The organism is Macrococcus capreoli, from assembly GCF_025628935.1.
Classification (GTDB): Bacteria; Bacillota; Bacilli; order Staphylococcales; family Staphylococcaceae; genus Macrococcoides; species Macrococcoides capreoli.
Genome location: NZ_JAOTIS010000001.1, coordinates 180810 through 201704, shown reverse-complemented (window position 1 = coordinate 201704; position 20895 = coordinate 180810). Strand labels below are relative to the sequence as shown.

Below are 20895 nucleotides of genomic sequence, written 5' to 3'. Positions count from 1 at the left end.
AAATCGAGCTCAATAAAATATAGTTGTGATTATCTTTTTAGTTCAACTTGCTCACCCGCACGCAGTTTATCTGCGATTTCATCGAGTTTTCTTAAACGGTGGTTAACGCCAGATTTAGAAATCACACCTGTCGACACCATTTCTCCAAGTTCTTTCAATGAAATATCTTGATGCAACACTCTTAATCGCGCAATTTCTCTCAATCGTTCAGGCAATTCTTCAATCCCTATCTCCTGATCAATCAATTTAATATTGTCAACTTGTCGCATCGCAGCACTGATTGTTTTATTCAAATTCGCCGTCTCACAATTGACTAAACGATTCACTGAATTACGCATATCACGCACAATACGAACATCTTCAAATTTCAATAATGCTTGATAACCACCAATAATACTTAAAAACTCCGAAATTTTTTCTGCTTCTTTTAAATACGAAATATAGCCTTTCTTTCGTTCAAGCGTTTTTGCATTTAATTCATATTCATTCATTAAAGCCGTTAACCCTAACGAATGACTTTCATATAAAGAAAATATTTCTAAATGATAAGACGACGTTTCCGGGTTGTTCACCGAACCCCCCGCTAAAAATGCTCCTCTTAAATAACTACGTTTACAACATTCATCATGCACTAATTCCGGATCAACGATTTGTTTAAATTCGCCGTTTGTTAATATTTTTAATTCATCTAATATTTCTTTCGTTTTCATTTTAATACGACAAATATAAACATTGTTCTTTTTTAATTTCATTTTTTTTCGTACTAATAGTTCGATATCTACACCAAATATTTTCTTCGTTAAACTATATACACGTCTTGCTATTGCAGCATTCTCTGATTGAACGTTGATCACCCATTGCATGTTTTGAATACTTAAATTACCATTCATCCGTATCAATGCTGATAATTCCGCTTTACTGCAACACATATCTGTTTCAATCCGCGTTAGTTCGTTCTTCATTTCCGAGGCAAACGACACATTACTCGCCTTCTTTCTGATTAAACTCAATCGTACTTATTTCACTTAATGCTAATTCATAAATCATATCCGCGAGCACTTCATTATTATGGCGGACGATACCATCTAGATTGATATCCACTAATTCGTTATTTGTAATGAGATTAATCCCCATATCACGAATACGTTCAACGTCACACGTCACAAATGTCGAGTTATTGCGCGCATAATTTTCATGAATTTTATCATTAAATGCGGTATCATTTGCAATTACAAACTGAATAAACGATGTACCGACATGTTTATGAATCGCTTCAATATGATCAGCCACTGTATAATTAATCGTCTCACCACGTTGCGTCATAATATTGGCAACATACAATTTCGTAGCGTCACTCTTTACAATGGCCTGTGCCAGCTCATCCAGCACTAAATTAGGAATAATACTCGTATATAAACTGCCAGGTCCCATAACAATTAAATCTGATTCCAGTAAAGCATCAATGGCTTCTTTCATCGGTTTAATATTGGCAGGAGTTAAAAATACTTTATCTATTTTCTTATCTTTTAATGGAATCAAAGATTCTCCAACTACAATTTCCCCGTCTTCCATTATCGCATTGAGTATTGGACTTGTATTTGTTGAAGGAATCACTGTCCCTTTCACATTCAGAATTTTACTTAATTCTTTTACCGCATGTCCGAAATCAGTTGTGATGTCAGTCATTGCAGCAAGCATTAAATTACCGACGGGATGGCCACCTAACGTCTCATCATTAAATCGATATTGAAACAATTTCTCAAGCATCGGTTCAACATCGCTTAATGCAGCCAGTACGTTACGAATATCACCCGGTGCCGGAATATCCATGACATCACGAATTTTACCCGTACTTCCACCATCATCAGCAACCGTTACGATTGTCGTTATTTCTACAGGATAGTGCTTTAAACCTCTCGCCATGACAGACAATCCTGTACCTCCGCCAATCAGACAAATTTTAAGCCTTCTCATCAATAATGCCTTCGATTAGTGCGTCTCTATGGCGAGTATTTAAATCGAAATCAAAGAAGTCTTTCAATTCTGTGCTGATACGTTCTGCAAGTGCCACAGAACGGTGCTGTCCTCCGGTACATCCTATTGCGATAACCACTTGTGATTTTCCTTCACGCATATAGCCAGGAATAACAAACTTTAATAAATCCATCAATTTTGTATAGAATAGTTCTGTTTCTTTCCATTTCATCACATAATCGTAAACACGTGCATCCATCCCTGTTAAAGGACGAAGTGATTCGATATAATAAGGGTTCGGTAAAAAACGCACGTCAAAAACGATATCAGCATCAATAGGAATACCATGTTTAAAGCCGAAACTCATAACATTAATAGAGAATATATTATCTTTGCCTGAGCCGAATAATTCGATGACTTTAGAACGTAATTCTTTCGGTTTATAATCTGTCGTATCTACAATATGAGTTGCCACACCACGCAAGTCAGCTAGTAATCTGCGTTCTTCATTAATCGCTTGTAACGGCGTACCACCCGCAGCGATCGGATGTGTTCTACGTGTTGCTTTATAACGGGAAACTAATACATTATCCTGCGCTTCAATAAATAAGATTTGAACAAGAATATCTGTTAAATTCGTGATATTCTGGAGTTCTTCACGCAAATTATCAAAGAAATCTTTACCTCGTAAATCAACACCGATAGCAACACGCGATAATGACTGGTTATTATCCTGCATTAACTCTACAAATTTAGGTAATAGTATCGGCGGTAAATTATCAACACAAAAATAACCTAAATCTTCAAGGCACTGGATCGCAACAGACTTACCTGCCCCGCTCATACCCGTAACAATTACTAACTTCTTAAAGTTTTCCTCACTGTTCATCGTTATCCTCCTCAAGCGCTATTATCTCTATCATACAAGCATTCATAAAAATAGACACGCATACGCGTATCTATTTATTACTTATCATTAATCATTTAAAGCTTCAATATAATGTTGTGCATTTTGTGCGGCAATACTACCATCGCCTGTTGCAGTAACGATTTGACGTAATTTTTTAGCACGCACATCCCCTGCTGCATAAATGCCCGGCACGCTCGTTTCCATTTCATCATTCGTTACGATATATCCCGCTTCATCTGTAATACCTAAATCTAAAAATGGTTTTGTTAAAGGCTGCATTCCGATATACACGAATACGCCATCCGTTTCAACTGTTGATTCTTTGCCTTCATTATCAACTAGAGTTACAGAACTTACTTTATTTTCACCATTGATTGATTTTAAAGTTGAATTCCAGATAAAATCTACTTTTTCATTTTTAAATGCACGGTCTTGTAAAATCTTCTGTGCTCTTAATTTATCACGTCGATGAACGATTGTGACTTTATCCGCAAATTTCGTTAAGTAAACACCTTCTTCAACTGCAGAGTCGCCTCCACCGATAACGACTAGGTTCTTTTGCTTAAAGAAAGCGCCGTCACAGACCGCACAATATGATACGCCACGGCCACCCAGCTCTTGTTCTCCCGGCACACCAATTTTTTTGTATTCTGCTCCTGTTGCGATAATTAATGCTTTCGCCTTTAATTGTTTGTCACCCAAATCGACAATTTTCATATCGCCATCTAAAGTTACAGATTTAATATCACCATACGTATATTCCGCGCCAAATTTTTGTGCATGATTAAACATTTTTGTAGAAAGATCAGGCCCTGTAATAACATCAAATCCAGGAAAGTTCTCTACGTCCGCTGTATTTGCCATTTGTCCGCCAGGCATACCACGTTCAACCATAATTGTTGATAAATTTGCTCTTGATGCATAAACTGCTGCTGTCATACCCGCAGGACCAGCGCCTACAATTACTACATCATATTCTTTTACTTCAGTCATATTTTTACCTCCACTAATTCATTTCGTAAGTTCAATATACAATATAAAGGATAAATTAAATATTATTTTGCTTGAATCCATTATAAACTTTAATAAAGTGATAACGTGTCGTATTAAATTTCTCAATCACTTCACGCTTCGTAATTTTATCATTTGTTAAGCGCATATATAAGAAGTAACATACTGCAACATACGCATTAACATGCTTTAAATCCATCTTCGCCTCAATGATACTTTCAGCTTTCTCTATCCAGTAATCAAATAATTCAATATCATAAACAATTCGATTCAAACGTTCCAATCCTTTATGAATAAAATCAAGTTTAATCAAATTTAAATCATGAAATATATAGGATAGGTACAGCTTTTCAAAGTCAGGTAACTGCTCTAAACGTTCCCATACTTTTCGGTTGATTAACATCGTCTTATCTTCCATTTGAGAAATTAGGAAGATGCCAATCAATCGATGATTACGATCTGCTGCATCAATTAATGGGATAATCACTTCTGTTAAATATTGATGTCCTTCATAAATACGTCTCGGACTTAAACCTGGTTGTGGCACTAATTCCGTTAAACTTTCCCAGAACTGATCGGACTGTTTAAATTGTCCAAGTGCGAAGCTATTAAAGCTGAGTGCATGATACATTTGCTGATTTAAGAATTTTCCCTTTTTATATAACGGGAACAGCAATTCATGCGACTCTTCAAATTTATTTAAGAAACTTAATACAATACCTAATTTAAACTTTTCATCATCATTGAGCGGTACAATCTTTTCTAATCGCTTTAAATACTGCTCATATTGCTCCGTTTGATTTGTATTGTATAACAACAGCGTGTAATGACATAACGCATGTATATCTGTTGCATCTTCTGCCAGCAGTTGCTCAAGTATCGCACTACTTTCCTTATATTCACCAATAAATAATAACGTCATCGCTTTTAAATTTCTAATTTCAGCACGGGATTGAATATCAACGGGTTGATAGTTAATCCAGTCTAATGCTAATTCATAATTCACTGTCTGGAAAAAATGTTGAAAGATATAGTGAACCACGAAGCTTTCGCTTTCTTCTTCCATTTTCGACTGATCATCATAAAAGACATCAAATAATGTACGCATTTCTTCCAGATAATGTTCGTCATCCGTATTCAAACTATAATACATCCCGAATAAAAACGCCTTATTCGGGTCTCGCTTTCGAATAAATAATCTGCTCAATTCATAAAAAACATCACTACTATCAAAATGCGTCGTTAAATATTGTATTAATGTTTGTTCTGCATCATCATAACGACCAATCAATTGATAACACTCTGCTAAACTTTGTACAACTTGCCACTTATTTTCTTTCTGCAGGGATTTCTGATAATAAGAGATGGCTTCTTCGTATGACTGTTGATTTTGTTTCTTCAAGCCGATTTTGTAAAAATCATCATCGTTGCCTGGAAACTTAATAATATTATCCATCCATCTCACCCCTCTAATCACGTATTCTATCTATTTATACATATTATATCTTATTTTTGATAATCATAGGATTACCGTATGCAAATGCATGCGCCGGTACATCTTTAGAGACTACCGTCATTGCGCCGATGACTGAATTATCTCCGATGGTTACACCTGGCAGCACTAATGCATTTGCTCCTATTAATACATTATCACCGATATGAATGTTACCGACGCGATATTCATCTACTAAATATTCATGGGTTAATAAAGTCGCATTGTATCCGATTACTGAATTCTCACCGATTGTGATGCGTTCAGGGAACATTAAATCCGGCATTGCTTTATATGCAATCGAAGTTTTGTCACCAATGGTCATCCCTAATAGCATGCGATACATATTTCTTTTCAATTGAACTGACGGGCATATTCTACCAAGTTCAATAACGATAAAGTTTTTAGTAACTTTAATAAATGATACAGTGCGATATAGTTGCCATAATGGATTCACATGCCCCGATTTAGTTCTGGTCGTTCTACGCATCGCGAGAGCTCCTCATCGGATAATTCACATCTTTATATTTCGGCAGTTGATATTTTAAATGACGATACATCCACACCGCAAGTGCGCTAATGATAATAATGATTGAAATCATTTGAGCCATACGTAAATGTTCCGTCAACATTAAACTATCCGTTCTCATTCCTTCTATAAAGAAGCGACCGATAGAATACCAAATGGCATATGTTAATAATGTTTGACCGATGCGTAAATGTTTACGCACTGACAGCAGCACAATAAAGCCAATTAAATTCCATATTGATTCATATAAAAAAGTAGGGTGATAATATACACCATCAATTTCCATATTATTAATAATAAACTTCGGTATATGTAATTGTTCTAAAAAGCTTCTTGAAACGACGCCACCATGAGCTTCCTGATTCATAAAGTTACCCCAACGTCCAATCGCTTGTCCTAATATAATACTCGGTGCTGCTATATCACCCATTTGAAAGAACGATATATTTTTCTTACGTGTTAAGTAATAGCCCATGCCGAGTGCACCAATTAATCCGCCGTGAATCGCAATACCACCATTCATAATCATCGGTATTTCAGCGAGATGATCTTTGTAATATGACCATTCAAACGTTACGTAATATATTCTCGCACAGAGTATGCCGACGATTACTGAACCGATGACAATGTCGATTAACGCATTTTCAGGAAAATGCTTCTTTTCTGTTTCGCGTTGTGCTAATAAGTAACCCAGCAATATACCACAAGCAATAATAACGCCGTACCATCTCACTTGAATGGGTCCTAATTCAAGTGCTATTGGATTTAATGTTAACAGCATGTTATATCTCCTTTAATGATTGGTTTTTTATTTGAGCATTGAGTCTATCATTGAAATCTTTCGCAGTATTTGTGCCCATTTTATTTAAACGATAATTCATTGCAGCGACTTCAATAATAACTGCTAAGTTTCGTCCAGGTCTTACTGGAACTGTCTTTTTCGTAATTTTAGAATCAAGGATGGTTAATGTTTCTTCAATTAAACCGACGCGATCATATACTTTATCTTTCGCCCAGAATTCTAAATTGACATTCAGCATTAATCGTTTCTCCGGTAACACACTACCTGCACCGAATAACGTCATCACATTAATAATGCCTAAACCGCGTATTTCAAGTAAATGTTCTATTAGTTTCGGAGCTTTACCCATGAGGACATTACGTGAGATTTCTTTAATTTCAACATTATCGTCTGCTACTAATCGGTGCCCGCGTTTCACTAGCTCTAACGCGGTTTCACTTTTACCGACGCCTGAATCTCCTGTAATTAATACACCGACACCATAAACATCTACTAACACCCCATGTAAGCTCGTTTCAGGTGCTAACTCGCGCTCTAAATATGATGAGATTTTATTAATTAAACTTGTTGTCACATCACTACTGCTCAGCAAAGGCGTACCCTTTCGATTACATGCATCAATTAACTCTTCCGGCGCTTCAATATCACGTGTTAATATAATACATGGTGTTTCTTTACGGCATAACTTTTGCATACGTTCTGCTCGGTCTTCTTTCTTTAATGTTTCAAAGAAAGACATTTCAGTCGTACCTAGCACTTGAATTCTGTCTGAAGAATAATGAGAAAAGAAACCCGCCATTTCCAAACCTGGTCGGGATATATTTGTATTGATAATTGGAATTTCTATTGCGACGTTACCTGCAATGATTTCCAGGTCAAACTTTTCGATTAATTCTATACTTGTAATCATCTTAAACCTCCACTATCCAATACTTTTATATTAAATAACTTTCTTTAATAATACAATTTATAACGACAAAGGGATACTGACAATTTGTTGTCGGTATCCCTTTAAAATCAACTTCTTTCAATATGTCGTTTTAAATACTGTCCTGTGTATGATGCTTGTTCTTCCATAATCTGTTCCGGTGTACCAATCGCGATAATTTTACCGCCATTATCTCCACCTTCAGGCCCTAAATCAATAATATGATCCGCTGTTTTTATGACATCAAGATTATGTTCGATGATAAGTACCGTATCGCCATTCTCTACTAACTTATTTAATACTTTCAGCAGTCTTGCGATATCATCAACATGTAAACCTGTTGTCGGTTCATCTAAAATATATAACGTCTTCCCATTACTTCTGCGATGCAATTCACTCGCAAGTTTCACACGCTGTGCTTCTCCACCAGAAAGCGTCGTTGCAGGTTGTCCTAGTTTTACATATCCCAGACCAACATCTACAATCGTTTTTAGTTTACGCTTTATCTTCGGAATATTTTCAAAGAAATGATAAGCATCTTCAACGGTCATATCTAATACATCTGCAATGTTCTTATCTTTATATGTCACATCTAATGTTTCACGGTTATAACGTTTACCTTCACATACTTCACATGGCACGTATACGTCAGGTAGGAAATGCATTTCAATCTTGATAATGCCGTCGCCACGACATGCTTCACAGCGTCCACCTTTAACGTTGAAACTAAATCTACCCTTCTGATAACCACGTAGTTTCGCTTCATTCGTCTGGCTAAAGACATCACGAATATCATCAAATAATCCTGTATATGTTGCCGGGTTTGAACGTGGTGTTCTACCAATCGGTGACTGGTCTATATCAATGATCTTATCAATATGTTCTATTCCTGTTACACGGTCATGCGGCCCCGGTTTTGCTTTTGTTTTGTAGAGTTTTTGAGCTAACGCTTTATATAATACATCATTTACAAGACTACTCTTACCTGACCCTGAAACGCCTGTTACAAGCGTCATCATACCAAGTGGAATGTTAACCGATACGCCTTTTAAATTATGACTTGTTGCATTTTCAATCGTTAAAAAGCGCCCATCAGGTTTACGGCGTGTCTCTGGCATTTCAATTTGCTTTTTACCGCTTAAATATTGACCAGTTAATGACTTCTTATTCTTCATCACTTGATTCGGTGTCCCTTGTGCCACGATTTCACCACCGTGAACACCAGCACCTGGCCCAATATCAATTAAATGGTCTGCTGCAAGCATCGTATCTTCATCATGTTCAACAACAATCAATGTATTTCCCATATCTCGCATTGATTTCAAAGTATCAATCAATTTATCATTGTCACGTTGATGCAGACCGATTGAAGGTTCATCAAGTACATACATCACACCTGTTAAACGAGAACCAATTTGTGTCGCTAATCGTATACGTTGTGCTTCTCCACCTGATAAAGTACCGGCTGCTCGGTTTAAAGTTAAATATTCTAATCCTACATTATTTAAGAAACTTAAACGTTCCGTAATTTCTTTTAAGATTAATTTAGAAATTTGTTGTTCTTTTTCTGTCAACTCAATTTCATTATAGTATTTTAAAGCTTCACCGATAGAGTATTCTACAACTTCACCGATGTGTAATTCTTTAATCTTGACGCTCATCGCTTCTTTCGATAAACGGTAACCATGGCAAGTATGACATGCTTCATCCACCATATATTTGCGCATTTGTTCACGCGTATATTCAGAAGGGCTCTCTTTATAACGACGTTCAATATTCGTAGCTACCCCTTCGAATTGCATAACACGTTTACGCGTCACACCGTTATCTTGTTTAAAGGTGAATTCAATATCATCTGTATGACCATATAAAATAATGTGCTGTTCTTCTTCTGATAATTTCTCAAAAGGCTTTTTCATACTGATTTTAAAATGTTTACATGCCTGCTTTAATAACGTTGGATAATAATTTGAACTGATTGGTTCCCATGGTACGATAGCGCCTTTTTCTAAAGACAATGTACGGTCCGGAATGACTAAGTCAATATCAACAGATAACTTCGTACCTAAACCATCACAATCCGGGCAGGCACCGAATGGCGAGTTAAATGAGAACATTCTCGGTTCTAACTTTTCAATTGAGAAGCCACAAATGTGACACGCATGATTCTCCGAAAACTTCACTTGATCTCCGCCGATGACATCGACAACAACATTACCTTCTGCTAAGCGCAACGCATTCTCTAATGAATCTGCAAGACGCGCTTCAATGCCAGGTTTAACTACTAATCTATCGACTACAACATCAATATCATGGTTTTGATTTTTATTTAAATCAATATCATCCGATACATCATAAACTTCACCATCAACTTGAATACGAGCATAACCTTTCTTAGCAATATCTTCGATGAGTTTCTTATGTGTTCCTTTGCGGCCACGAACAATCGGCGCGAAAATTTGAATCTTCGTGCGTTCTTCCATTTCCATCACTTTGTCTACCATTTGCTGAATCGTTTGAGATTCAATCGGTACACCGTGCTCAGGACAATACGGAATACCAATTCTCGCATATAACAAACGTAAATAATCATAAATCTCAGTTACTGTAGCAACGGTACTGCGTGGGTTTTTACTCGTTGTCTTTTGATCGATTGAAATCGCTGGTGATAACCCTTCAATCACATCAACATCTGGCTTATCCATTTGCCCTAAAAACATTCTGGCATACGCACTTAAAGACTCTACGTAACGACGTTGTCCTTCAGCATATATCGTATCAAATGCTAAACTCGATTTACCTGAACCTGATAAGCCTGTCATCACAACAAGCTTATCACGCGGAATTTCAATATCAATATTTTTTAAATTATGTGCTCTCGCACCTTTCACTATAATTGATTTATTCTTCATAATGTCACCCTTCAGCTTTAAGCTCAAATAATATATCTCTTAGCTCTGTTGCACGTTCGAAATCTAATGCTTTTGCTGCTTCTTTCATTTCTAACTCAACTTGTTGTATCATCGCATTGCGTTCTTTTACGGTTAATTTTTTCTTTTTCTTATTTTCTTTCGGTAATTCATCCGTCACATCAATAGAGGCACTGATTTTATCGCGCACTTTCTTATTGATCGTCATAGGTGTTATACCATGTTCTATATTATATGCTTCCTGAATTTCACGACGTCGATTTGTTTCATCAATGGCGATTTTCATTGAATCGGTCATCTTATCTGCATACATGATGACTTTACCTTGATCATTACGTGCCGCACGACCAATAATCTGAATGAGTGAGCGATGACTACGTAAGAAGCCTTCTTTATCTGCATCGAGTATTGCAACGAGAGAAACTTCCGGAATATCTAAACCTTCTCTTAATAAATTGATACCCACTAATACATCAAATACACCTAATCTTAAGTCTCTAATAATTTCAATACGCTCTAATGTTTTAATTTCCGAATGCAGATAATTTACTTTTATTCCCGCTTCTTTTAAATATGTCGTTAAATCTTCACTCATCTTCTTCGTTAATGTTGTGATTAATACACGTTCATTCTTCTCGATGCGCTGACGAATTTCTTCCATTAAGTCATCAATTTGATGTTCAGATTTACGGACTTCGACGATTGGATCAAGTAATCCTGTCGGTCGAATAATTTGTTCTACCATTTCATCAGTATGCTCTATTTCATATGGTCCCGGTGTTGCTGATACATACACGAACTGATGCCCTTTTGCTTCAAACTCTTCAAACTTCAACGGTCGATTATCTAACGCACTCGGTAATCTGAAGCCATGGTCAACGAGCACATTTTTACGTGCCTGGTCACCATTATACATACCACGGACTTGAGGTAAAGTTACATGACTTTCGTCCATCATGATAAGCCAATCATCCCCGAAATAATCAAGTAATGTATATGGCGTCGCGCCTCTTTCACGCAATGTTAAATGCAGTGAATAATTCTCGATACCCGAACAGAAGCCCATTTCTCGCATCATTTCTAAATCATAGTTCGTACGCTGTTCCAGTCGCTGAGCTTCTAACAATTTATCTTCAGCTCTAAATTTCTTCAGTTGTTCTTCAAGTTCTTTTTCGATACGTTCAATGGCAATTTTCATTTTCTCTTCACGCGTAACGAAGTGACTGGCTGGGAATAATGCAAAATGTTCACGTTCTTTTAATACTTCGCCTGTTAAATAGTTAATCTCACGAATACGCTCGATTTCATCCCCGAAGAATTCTACACGAATACAATGCTCATCACGTGATGCCGGGAAGATTTCTACGACGTCACCACGTACTCTAAACGTACCACGTTTGAAATCAATATCATTACGGCTATACTGGATATCAATTAATTTGCGTAATAATTGATTACGTTCAATCTCCATACCGACACGCATGCTCACAACCATGTTCTTATATTCTTCCGGGTTTCCTAAACCGTAAATGCAACTGACAGAAGCGATAATGATGACATCATCGCGTTCGAATAATGCACTTGTAGCAGAATGTCGTAACTTATCAATTTCATCGTTAATCGAAGCATCTTTTTCAATGAATGTATCTGTTGAAGGGACATAAGCTTCCGGTTGATAATAATCGTAGTAACTTACGAAATATTCAACTCTATTGTCCGGGAAAAATTCTTTAAATTCACTATATAACTGACCCGCTAACGTTTTATTATGGGCCATAATTAATGTCGGTTTACCAACTTCTTTAATAACATTACTCATCGTAAACGTCTTACCCGTACCTGTAGCACCCAGTAACGTTTGATGACGCTTACCTGCTTTAATACCTTCTACAATCTTACGAATCGCCTCGGGCTGATCTCCTGCAGGCTTGTAATCTGACTTTATAACAAACGGATGATGTTCCATTATACGCCCTCCTTATCGATAATATTTTACCAAAAATATTTCACAAAATACAAACATTTGTTCGATAAAAAACAGCCACAACAATATCACGTTGAGCTGTTAATCCTGTACTTGATCTAATTTATAAAACTCTACGATTAAATACCCGATCATTAAACTGACCGTATCCAGAAACACAATCATTTCAGAATGAAAAAAACCTTTATATACTGACACACCGATAACAATAACCGATAATATCATACCCGTATATTTATTTCGAACAATCATACTAAAGATGACAACCATCAGAGCCGGTAATAAAAATGCTAACCAATACCATATCGTCATAAGTCTGACTCTTTTATTTTTAATATCGATACCGTTAATTCTTTTAGTTCTGAGCGAGGTATAAACTTCTCCTGCAACATTTCCGGCAATATATTATTTAGAAAATCCTGCACGCAATGTAAATGATCAAACTGAATAATTGTTCTTAAACTTTTCTCATAAATTTCAAAAAATAATGGCTCTGGATTGCGTTTCTGTATTTCACCAAACGATTCATATAACAAATCAATCTTATCTGCTACTGAAAGAATTTGCCCTTCTATCGTTTCGTCTTTTCCTTCTTTTAACCTTTCATGGTAAATCGCACGATATTGTTCTGGAAATTCTGAATCAATAAATCGGCCAATCATTTGTTCTTCAACATCACTAAACAATTGTTTTAACTCTCGCGATGCATATTTCACCGGTGTTTTAATATCACCCGTAAATATTTCAGGGTAATCATGATTCAATGCTTTCTCGTAAACATTTTTCCAATTGATTTCAGTGCCATGATATTCTTCAACTGTCGCTAAATATTGCGCAATTTTCGTCACTTTAAAAGAGTGACTGGCGACATTATGTTCTTGATATTTAAACTTCCCCGGGCAACGAATTAGTTTTTCTAAATCAGACAAGCTTTTAAAATATTGATGTACACCCATTTCATCACTCCTCCAAACATGTATTAATATTTTTATTTAAATTCTTTTAAGATGATATTCAACTTGCTCGAATTTAATTCTCCAACATACGTTTTCAACACTTTTCCTTCTTTATTAACGAACAATGTCGTCGGTATGTTATATATTTTATATTGTTTCATTTGTTTCTCATCAAGCATAATCATAGGGTATTGTGCATGATACTTTTGAATAAATGCATCACGTTTATGCGGTTCATCCTGAACGTTCATTCCAAGTAGTCCGATGTGATTTGGTTTCTCCTGATCAAACTTTACAAGTTCAGGCATTTCTTCATTACAAGGCCCGCACCATGAAGCCCATACATTAATCACTGTAATGTCGTGTTTGAGCTGCGTTTTTAATTTTAACTTTTCACCTTTAAGATTTTCTATTGTAACATCCCCGATGTTTTGATTATTTATAGGATGTTGATGCGTTTCAACCGGTTGATTATCATCTGGTGTCTGATTAAATTGTGTTACTTGATATATACTGTACCCTGCTAGCAATAAAAAAATAAGCAGTAAAATTGCTGTAATAATATGTTTCATCTGTCCACCTCTATATTTATTACGTCTATCATATCGTAATTATAGTTAACTTTAAACTGAAGTCATAAAAAAAGAGATGAAACATTGTCTCATCTCGAAATTTAATATTATTGTTATTCTATCATTTATTAGTAAATATATTGGAAGTTACCTTTTTGATAGCTTGGAATAACGCGGTACGTTTTTACACCTTGACGTGGATAGTTCATTTCAGATACTAAAATGCTACCATTTGAATATGTACGTTCTACAACTGCTACATGGCCATAATATCCTAATTGTGATACTAAAACGGCACCTTTAATAGGTGTACGTCTTACTTTATAACCAGCATAACGCGCTTTGTAAGCCCAGTTTTTCGCATTGCCCCAGTATTTCCCTACAGGACGCCCTAATTGTGCACGACGATTATAAGCATAATATGCACAACTGCCCCAGTAGTATGGATTTGAATAGCCATATGAACCAGCTTCTGCTGTTTTAGTTTGTGTTTGTGGTGTGATTTCAGTTAGCTCGGCAGTAGTCAATAACATCATAGCAGTTAAGAATGATATAACGATCTTTTTCATGATTTCTTTTTCCTCCGAATAATTTAATATTTTAATATATTGTTTAACATCTCTTGTTTATCAACAATATTGATATTACCATAAAACATTCGCGTAAAATTTAATGTTACGTATATGTAATATAAGTGTTATATGTACACTCAAACATTGCAGCTATGTTACAAACAATAATAACTTATGTAAAGGCAAGTAAAGAAAGCCTATTATCGTGTAACTTTATCGGTATAATATTTAACTCAATAAAGTTTTATTTAATAAATAAAATTACAAAAAAACATCTAACGTATTTGTTAGATGTTTCAATCCCTTTTTTTAAGGGAAGAAGATTTAATTGTAATAATCTATTATGTATGCCATTTGTGTTTATTGATGGCTACATAATCAATATCGATAATATCCTGTAATTGTACCATTAACATAATTTACAGCACGTTGCCCGACACCTGCTTCAGGGTTTAACGCATCTACCATCTGTCCATTGCCGATATATACACCAACATGACTTGCATCATTAAAGAATACTAAATCACCTGGTTGTGGCGTATCAACTTTCTGTCCAGCTGCTATTTGAGCATACGTCGTTCTTGGAATGGATTTCCCTAATGCAGCTAACACTTGTTGCGCAAACGATGAACAGTCAACGGCTTTATCGTCATTTGCACCATATACATAAACTTTGCCTTGTGCAATTTGCAAAGCGATGCGTGCGACTTTGTTGTCTACTGTACCACTTTGATAGGATTGCTTCGAATCATTAACAATGTGCTTTTCACTCTCAATTTGAAGCGATTGGACTACTTCTGTTAATGATGCCTGTTTTTTCTCGTCTTCAAGTGTAATACGCATTGAATGGCGTTGTATCGGTTCGTTATGATATGTTTGTACATTATCCTGCTTCAGTGCATAAATAAATTGAGCAGTTTGAGGTGACAACGTTGGTGTTGTTGTCTTGAATTGACGATCCTTGTGTTTTAGCTTTCGATATTCTTGCTCAGATACAATGATGTCATCGCCAACTTTTAACGTATTTGTCGACAATTTATTCCATAATCGTACTTCATATGTTTCTATATTAAACCGTTTCGCTACACTTTGGACAGTATCATGGTGATGTACACGGTATCGTTTCACAACCGACTGAACTTGTTTGTTCATAGGATTAATTTGCTTTAAAGTAGCAACTTGAACTTGCTTCGGTTGCTGAAAAGACGCATCACGTTGCGCATGATATGTATTCGCCCGCGCTTGTGTTGCGACTAAAATGATTGCACCAACACTCATCGATGATAATAATATGCGCTTCATAAATTACAACTGCCTCCTGTAACTTTAATGCATCAATAAATTAGTGACCTCATTATTTTTGTTTTGATAAATATTTCGCAATATTTTCAGCGTCTTTACCTTCAACTAAATTTTTAGGCATTGCCCCTTTACCATTTTGAATAATCTTAAGGATTTCCTGCTCAGAATATTTGCTGCCAACTTTCGTTAAATTAGGCTCACTGCCACCTTCTAAATCTTTACCATGACAGCCAATACATGAACTATTTGCGAACGCTTCTCTACCAGGATCATTGAACTTCGTATCTGTTGCTTGCTTTTCTCCCCCATTACCACACGCCCCAAGTACTAATGCTGACAGTGCTAAACCCGTTAATAACTTCTTCATGATAATCCCCCATAATGATATATTTGCTTTTATTATACTAAAAAAAGTGGATGTGACAAAATTATGTCATCCACTTTTTGAATTGATTTGTATTCTATCGTGATAGTTGTGACTTCAAGTATGCATCTATGAATAAATCTAAATCCCCATCCATCACTGCGCCAGTATTCCCAGTTTCAGCATTTGTACGATGATCTTTGACCATTGAATATGGATGGAAGACATATGAACGAATTTGAGAACCCCAGCCAATTTCTTTCTGTTCACCACGAATTGCTGCTAGTTCTGCTTCCTGTTCTTCAATCTTTCTTTGATATAACTTCGCTTTTAACATCTTCATCGCCTGTTCACGGTTTTTAATTTGCGAACGTTCATTTTGACATGTTACTACAATGCCTGTTGGCGTATGTGTAATACGTACGGCAGAATCAGTTGTGTTAATATGCTGTCCACCAGCACCACTGGCACGATACGTATCCACTTTAATATCTTCCGAATTAATTTCAATTTCGATATTGTCATTATTCAGTTCCGGCGTTACTTCACACGACACAAATGACGTATGACGACGTCCAGATGAATCGAATGGTGAAATTCGCACGAGACGATGTACACCTTTTTCCGCCTTTAAATAGCCATACGCATTATGTCCTTTTACGAGTATTGTCACACTTTTTATACCTGCTTCATCACCAGGTAAATAATCCAGCGTTTCAACTTTAAAGCCACGTTTATCAGCAAAGCGTTGATACATTCTAAGCAACATTTCACCCCAGTCTTGTGATTCCGTACCACCCGCTCCAGGATGTAACTCTAATATCGCATTATTCGCATCGAATTCTCCATCTAACAGCATCTTCAATTCAAAAGCATTCGTTTCATCTGATAAACTATTCAGTTGTGCAATCAAATCTTGTTCACTTTCATGATCTGATTCTTCTTTTAACATTTCAATAAGCACATCGATATTTTCATATTTTTCTTCTAATGCGTTAAAGCCATTAACCACTTCTTTTAATGCATTATTTTTATTTATGATATTCTGTGCTTTTTCACCATCATTCCAGAAATCCGGATCTGCCATCATCTCTTCGTATTCCTGAATGTTCGTCTCTTTTTCTTCTAAGTCAAAGAGACCCCCTAAAGCTATCAAGTTTTTCCTGTATTTCAGCCATTAAATTTTTAATTTCAAATTGTTCCATTCAAACTACTCTCTTCCGTGACAATTTTTATATTTCTTACCGCTTCCACATGGGCAAGGTTCATTACGACCAATATCTGGTTCAGTCTTAATCTTCGGTTGCTGTTTCACTTTTTCTTTACCGTCATTCGCTACCATCGCCTGACCTTTAGCCACTTGTTCACGTTCAACATGCTCATTCTTTTCGACGATAGATTTCAACACATATTTACTTACATCGTCTTCAATGTTATCCAGCATGTCTTCGAACATCGTTAAACCTTCATTTTGATATTCACGTAACGGGTTAATCTGACCATAACTTCTTAAATGAATTCCAGTACGTAATTGATCCATCGTATCGATATGGTCTGTCCATTTCATATCAATCGTACGTAGTAATATCATACGTTCAAATTCTAAGAACTGTTCGCCTAATTCAGACTGTTGGTGCGCTAATTGTTTATCAACAGCATTCATGACAATTTCATAAATTTCATCTTTATCACGACGCTTAATATCATCAACTTTTAATGCACCTTCTGTTAAGTACATATCATCTACATAATTCGTAAATGCTTCATAATCTGCATTATCTTCATCGCCCATAAAATGATAATCTACTGCACGACGGACTGATTTTTCTATCATCCCTTTTACCATTTCAGAACAATCTTCTGTTTCTAATATTTCATTACGTTCTTCATATATAATTTCACGTTGTTTACGCAATACATCATCGTACTCTAATACACGTTTACGACTATCATAGTTGTTACCTTCTACACGTTTTTGTGCAGATTCAACAGCGCGGGAAACCATTTTTGATTCAATCGGTGCTTCATCGTTCATCCCTAATTTCGTCATCATCGATTGCATTCGTTCAGAACCGAAACGTACCATTAACTCATCTTGTAAAGATAAATAGAAACGTGAATAACCCGGGTCACCTTGACGTCCAGAACGCCCACGTAACTGATCATCGATACGGCGTGATTCATGACGCTCTGTACCGATCACGGCTAAACCACCAAGTTCTTTAACGCCTTCACCAAGTTTAATATCCGTTCCACGACCTGCCATGTTTGTTGCAATCGTAACTGCACCTTTCTGGCCGGCAAGTTGGACGATTTCAGCTTCACGTTCATGGTTTTTGGCGTTTAATACATTATGACGAATACCGCGTTTCTTAAGTAACTCAGAAATATATTCACTCGTTTCAACTGCGACAGTTCCTAATAATACAGGTTGTCCAAGTTTATGACGTGAAATCACTTCATCAACAACAGCATGGAATTTCCCTTTTTCAGATGCAAAGATTAAGTCTGCAGCATCGACACGCGCGATTGGGTTATTTGTAGGAATTTGCGTTACTGCCATGTTATAAATATTCATTAATTCTTCTTCTTCAGTCTTCGCTGTACCTGTCATCCCTGATAACTTATTATACATACGGAAGAAGTTCTGGAATGTAATTGATGCCATTGTTTTAGATTCATTTTGAATTTCAACAGCTTCTTTTGCTTCAATCGCCTGATGAACCCCTTCAGAGAATCGACGTCCTGGCATCGTACGCCCTGTAAATTGGTCAACGATGACAATCTCACCATCCTGTACGACGTAATCCACATCTTTCACCATAGATCGATTTGCCTTTAAGGCGATGTTAATATGATGCATTAAATTAACGTTTTTCACGTCATATAAGTTATCGACTTTAAACATCTTTTCTGCTTTGTCGATCCCTTGTTCTGTTAATTGGATACCTTTCGTCTTCTCATCATAGTTGTAATCTTCTTCGTCTTTTAACATTTTCACAAATACATTCGCTTGAATGTACATGCTTGTTGATTTCTCAGCTTGACCTGAAATGATTAAAGGCGTACGTGCTTCATCGATTAAGATAGAGTCAACCTCATCAATAATCGCAAAGTTCAACGGACGCATAACGCGTTCTTCTTTATACGTCACCATATTATCACGTAAATAATCGAATCCTAATTCATTATTTGTACTGTATGTAATATCGGCATTATAAGCGTCACGCTTCTCTTCAGTCGTTAACTGATTTAAGTTAACTCCCACTGTCAGTCCTAAGAAATTATATAAATGTGCCATTTCTTCTGCCTGTGTGCTTGATAAATATTCGTTAACGGTAACAACATGCACACCACGACCAGTTAATGCATTTAAATAAACCGGCATCGTTGCTGTTAACGTTTTACCTTCACCTGTTCTCATCTCTGCGATATCGCCACGATGAATGGCAGCTCCACCCATGATTTGTACTTTAAATGGCGTCATTCCTAATACACGTGTAGCAGCTTCACGTACGATCGCAAATGCTTCCGGTAATATATTATCTAAATATTTTTCTTGTTTTTTATAATCTTCTAGCGCTTTCAGATCCGCTTGAAATTTTAATGTTTTATTTTTAAGGTCTTCATCAGATAATGCAGCCATTTCTTTTTCTAATGCCATGACACTATCTGCAATTTTTGATAATGATTTCAGTTCTCTTTTGTTGCCGTCAAACATCTTTTTAATGAATCCCATTATGTTCTCTCCTTTTAATACGTATACATACGTCTACATCTAATTATAATAGCACTTATCACGTTTTTATTGAAATATTTCGTTTATCTTTCGTTTATATTCTGTTTGTTGAATGAATAAACGGCTAACACCTTACAAATTTATAGATATGAGTACGTAGCGCTGTTCATAACGATAAAAAAGAAGAGCGTTATGACAATAATGTCTTAACACTCTTCTCTCAAAATATAGATTATTGATTTACTGTTGTTTCAATTAACCCATATTTACCATCTTTACGTTTATAAACGATGTTTGTATCATTTGTTTCAGCATCATTAAAGATATAGAAATCATGACCTAAAAGGTTCATTTGTAATACCGCTTCTTCAGCATCCATCGGTTTTAAATCGAATTGTTTAGAACGGATAATTTCAATTTCATCTTCTTTTTCCCCGTGCACTTCTTCAACTTCCGGAAGACTTGGAAATACTTCTTTCTCTACACCTTTTTCACGGAATTTACGGTTTACTTTTGTTTTATGTTTACGAACTTGACGTTCTAATTTCTCGACAATTAAATCAACCGCTGCGTATAAATCATCGTGGCGTTCTTCCGCACGTAATGTCACATTTTTTAGAGGAATTGTAACTTCAACTTTAGATTTACCATCTTGATAAGTTTTAATCTTTACGTGTGCATTCGCATCCGGCACGTTTGTAAAGTATCTTTCAAGCTTGCTTAATTTCTCCTCAATGTAATTTCTAATTGCATCTGTTACTGAAATATTGTCTCCGTGGATTTCATATCTAATCATTATAACCACTCCTTTGAAACTATTCTTGTTGTTT

At 36.1% G+C, this 20895-nt stretch carries 19 protein-coding genes; all 19 read right to left on the bottom strand.

What is annotated here, in order from left to right:
* Positions 1-29: 29 nt before the first annotated feature.
* Positions 30-980 carry a DNA-binding protein WhiA gene (gene whiA / locus OCL94_RS01020; protein ID WP_262993662.1) on the bottom strand — a complete coding sequence of 317 codons (951 nt, stop codon included), beginning with the start codon at positions 978-980 and terminating at the stop codon, positions 30-32.
* Between the two features lies 1 nt (position 981).
* Positions 982-1974: a gluconeogenesis factor YvcK family protein gene (locus OCL94_RS01015; protein ID WP_262993660.1), complete on the bottom strand. Its 993-nt coding sequence runs from the start codon at positions 1972-1974 to the stop codon at positions 982-984.
* The gene (gene rapZ, locus OCL94_RS01010; RefSeq protein WP_262993658.1) at positions 1961-2863 is read right to left on the bottom strand and encodes an RNase adapter RapZ; all 903 of its coding nucleotides are present in this window, start codon (positions 2861-2863) and stop codon (positions 1961-1963) included. Before rapZ ends, OCL94_RS01015 begins: the two co-directional genes overlap by 14 nt.
* Before the next feature lie 87 nt (positions 2864-2950).
* Complete coding sequence (gene trxB / locus OCL94_RS01005; protein ID WP_262993656.1) at positions 2951-3877, bottom strand: thioredoxin-disulfide reductase; 927 nt, start codon at positions 3875-3877, stop codon at positions 2951-2953.
* Positions 3878-3932: 55 nt separating this feature from the next.
* On the bottom strand, positions 3933-5351 hold the full coding sequence (locus OCL94_RS01000) for a tetratricopeptide repeat protein (RefSeq protein WP_262993654.1): 1419 nt from the start codon (positions 5349-5351) through the stop codon (positions 3933-3935).
* 43 nt (positions 5352-5394) lie between these two features.
* Positions 5395-5877 carry an acyltransferase gene (locus tag OCL94_RS00995; RefSeq protein ID WP_262993652.1) on the bottom strand — a complete coding sequence of 161 codons (483 nt, stop codon included), beginning with the start codon at positions 5875-5877 and terminating at the stop codon, positions 5395-5397.
* Entirely contained in the window at positions 5870-6697 is an 828-nt protein-coding gene (lgt, locus tag OCL94_RS00990) for a prolipoprotein diacylglyceryl transferase (RefSeq protein WP_262993650.1), read from the bottom strand. The genes OCL94_RS00995 and lgt overlap by 8 nt, the downstream gene beginning before the upstream one ends.
* Position 6698: 1 nt before the next feature.
* Positions 6699-7628: an HPr(Ser) kinase/phosphatase gene (hprK, locus tag OCL94_RS00985; RefSeq protein WP_262993648.1), complete on the bottom strand. Its 930-nt coding sequence runs from the start codon at positions 7626-7628 to the stop codon at positions 6699-6701.
* A 107-nt stretch (positions 7629-7735) separates the two neighbouring features.
* On the bottom strand, positions 7736-10558 hold the full coding sequence (gene uvrA / locus OCL94_RS00980; RefSeq protein WP_262993646.1) for an excinuclease ABC subunit UvrA: 2823 nt from the start codon (positions 10556-10558) through the stop codon (positions 7736-7738).
* 4 nt (positions 10559-10562) lie between these two features.
* Positions 10563-12545, bottom strand: coding sequence for an excinuclease ABC subunit UvrB (gene uvrB, locus OCL94_RS00975; protein WP_262993887.1), 1983 nt, complete (start codon positions 12543-12545; stop codon positions 10563-10565).
* Between the two features lie 96 nt (positions 12546-12641).
* Positions 12642-12872 carry a CsbA family protein gene (locus tag OCL94_RS00970; RefSeq protein WP_262993644.1) on the bottom strand — a complete coding sequence of 77 codons (231 nt, stop codon included), beginning with the start codon at positions 12870-12872 and terminating at the stop codon, positions 12642-12644.
* Positions 12869-13516, bottom strand: coding sequence for an HD domain-containing protein (locus tag OCL94_RS00965; protein WP_262993641.1), 648 nt, complete (start codon positions 13514-13516; stop codon positions 12869-12871). Before OCL94_RS00965 ends, OCL94_RS00970 begins: the two co-directional genes overlap by 4 nt.
* Before the next feature lie 32 nt (positions 13517-13548).
* On the bottom strand, positions 13549-14088 hold the full coding sequence (locus OCL94_RS00960) for a TlpA family protein disulfide reductase (protein WP_262993639.1): 540 nt from the start codon (positions 14086-14088) through the stop codon (positions 13549-13551).
* Positions 14089-14216: 128 nt separating this feature from the next.
* On the bottom strand, positions 14217-14657 hold the full coding sequence (locus OCL94_RS00955) for a CHAP domain-containing protein (protein WP_262993638.1): 441 nt from the start codon (positions 14655-14657) through the stop codon (positions 14217-14219).
* 381 nt (positions 14658-15038) lie between these two features.
* Positions 15039-15962: a C40 family peptidase gene (locus OCL94_RS00950; RefSeq protein WP_262993636.1), complete on the bottom strand. Its 924-nt coding sequence runs from the start codon at positions 15960-15962 to the stop codon at positions 15039-15041.
* Positions 15963-16014: 52 nt separating this feature from the next.
* The gene (gene cccB / locus OCL94_RS00945; protein WP_262993634.1) at positions 16015-16329 is read right to left on the bottom strand and encodes a cytochrome c551; all 315 of its coding nucleotides are present in this window, start codon (positions 16327-16329) and stop codon (positions 16015-16017) included.
* Positions 16330-16423: 94 nt separating this feature from the next.
* Positions 16424-17531 (bottom strand): peptide chain release factor 2 gene (gene prfB / locus OCL94_RS00940; RefSeq protein WP_262993632.1). Its coding sequence is split into 2 segments (ribosomal slippage): positions 16424-17458 and positions 17460-17531, totalling 1107 coding nucleotides; the frame shifts between segments, so codons are not numbered across the junction.
* A gap of 5 nt (positions 17532-17536) precedes the next feature.
* Positions 17537-20065 (bottom strand): preprotein translocase subunit SecA, encoded by a 2529-nt coding sequence (secA, locus tag OCL94_RS00935; RefSeq protein ID WP_262993630.1) that lies wholly within the window; start codon positions 20063-20065, stop codon positions 17537-17539.
* A 232-nt stretch (positions 20066-20297) separates the two neighbouring features.
* Positions 20298-20861: a ribosome hibernation-promoting factor, HPF/YfiA family gene (gene hpf, locus OCL94_RS00930; RefSeq protein ID WP_262993628.1), complete on the bottom strand. Its 564-nt coding sequence runs from the start codon at positions 20859-20861 to the stop codon at positions 20298-20300.
* Between the last annotated feature and the right edge of the window lie 34 nt (positions 20862-20895).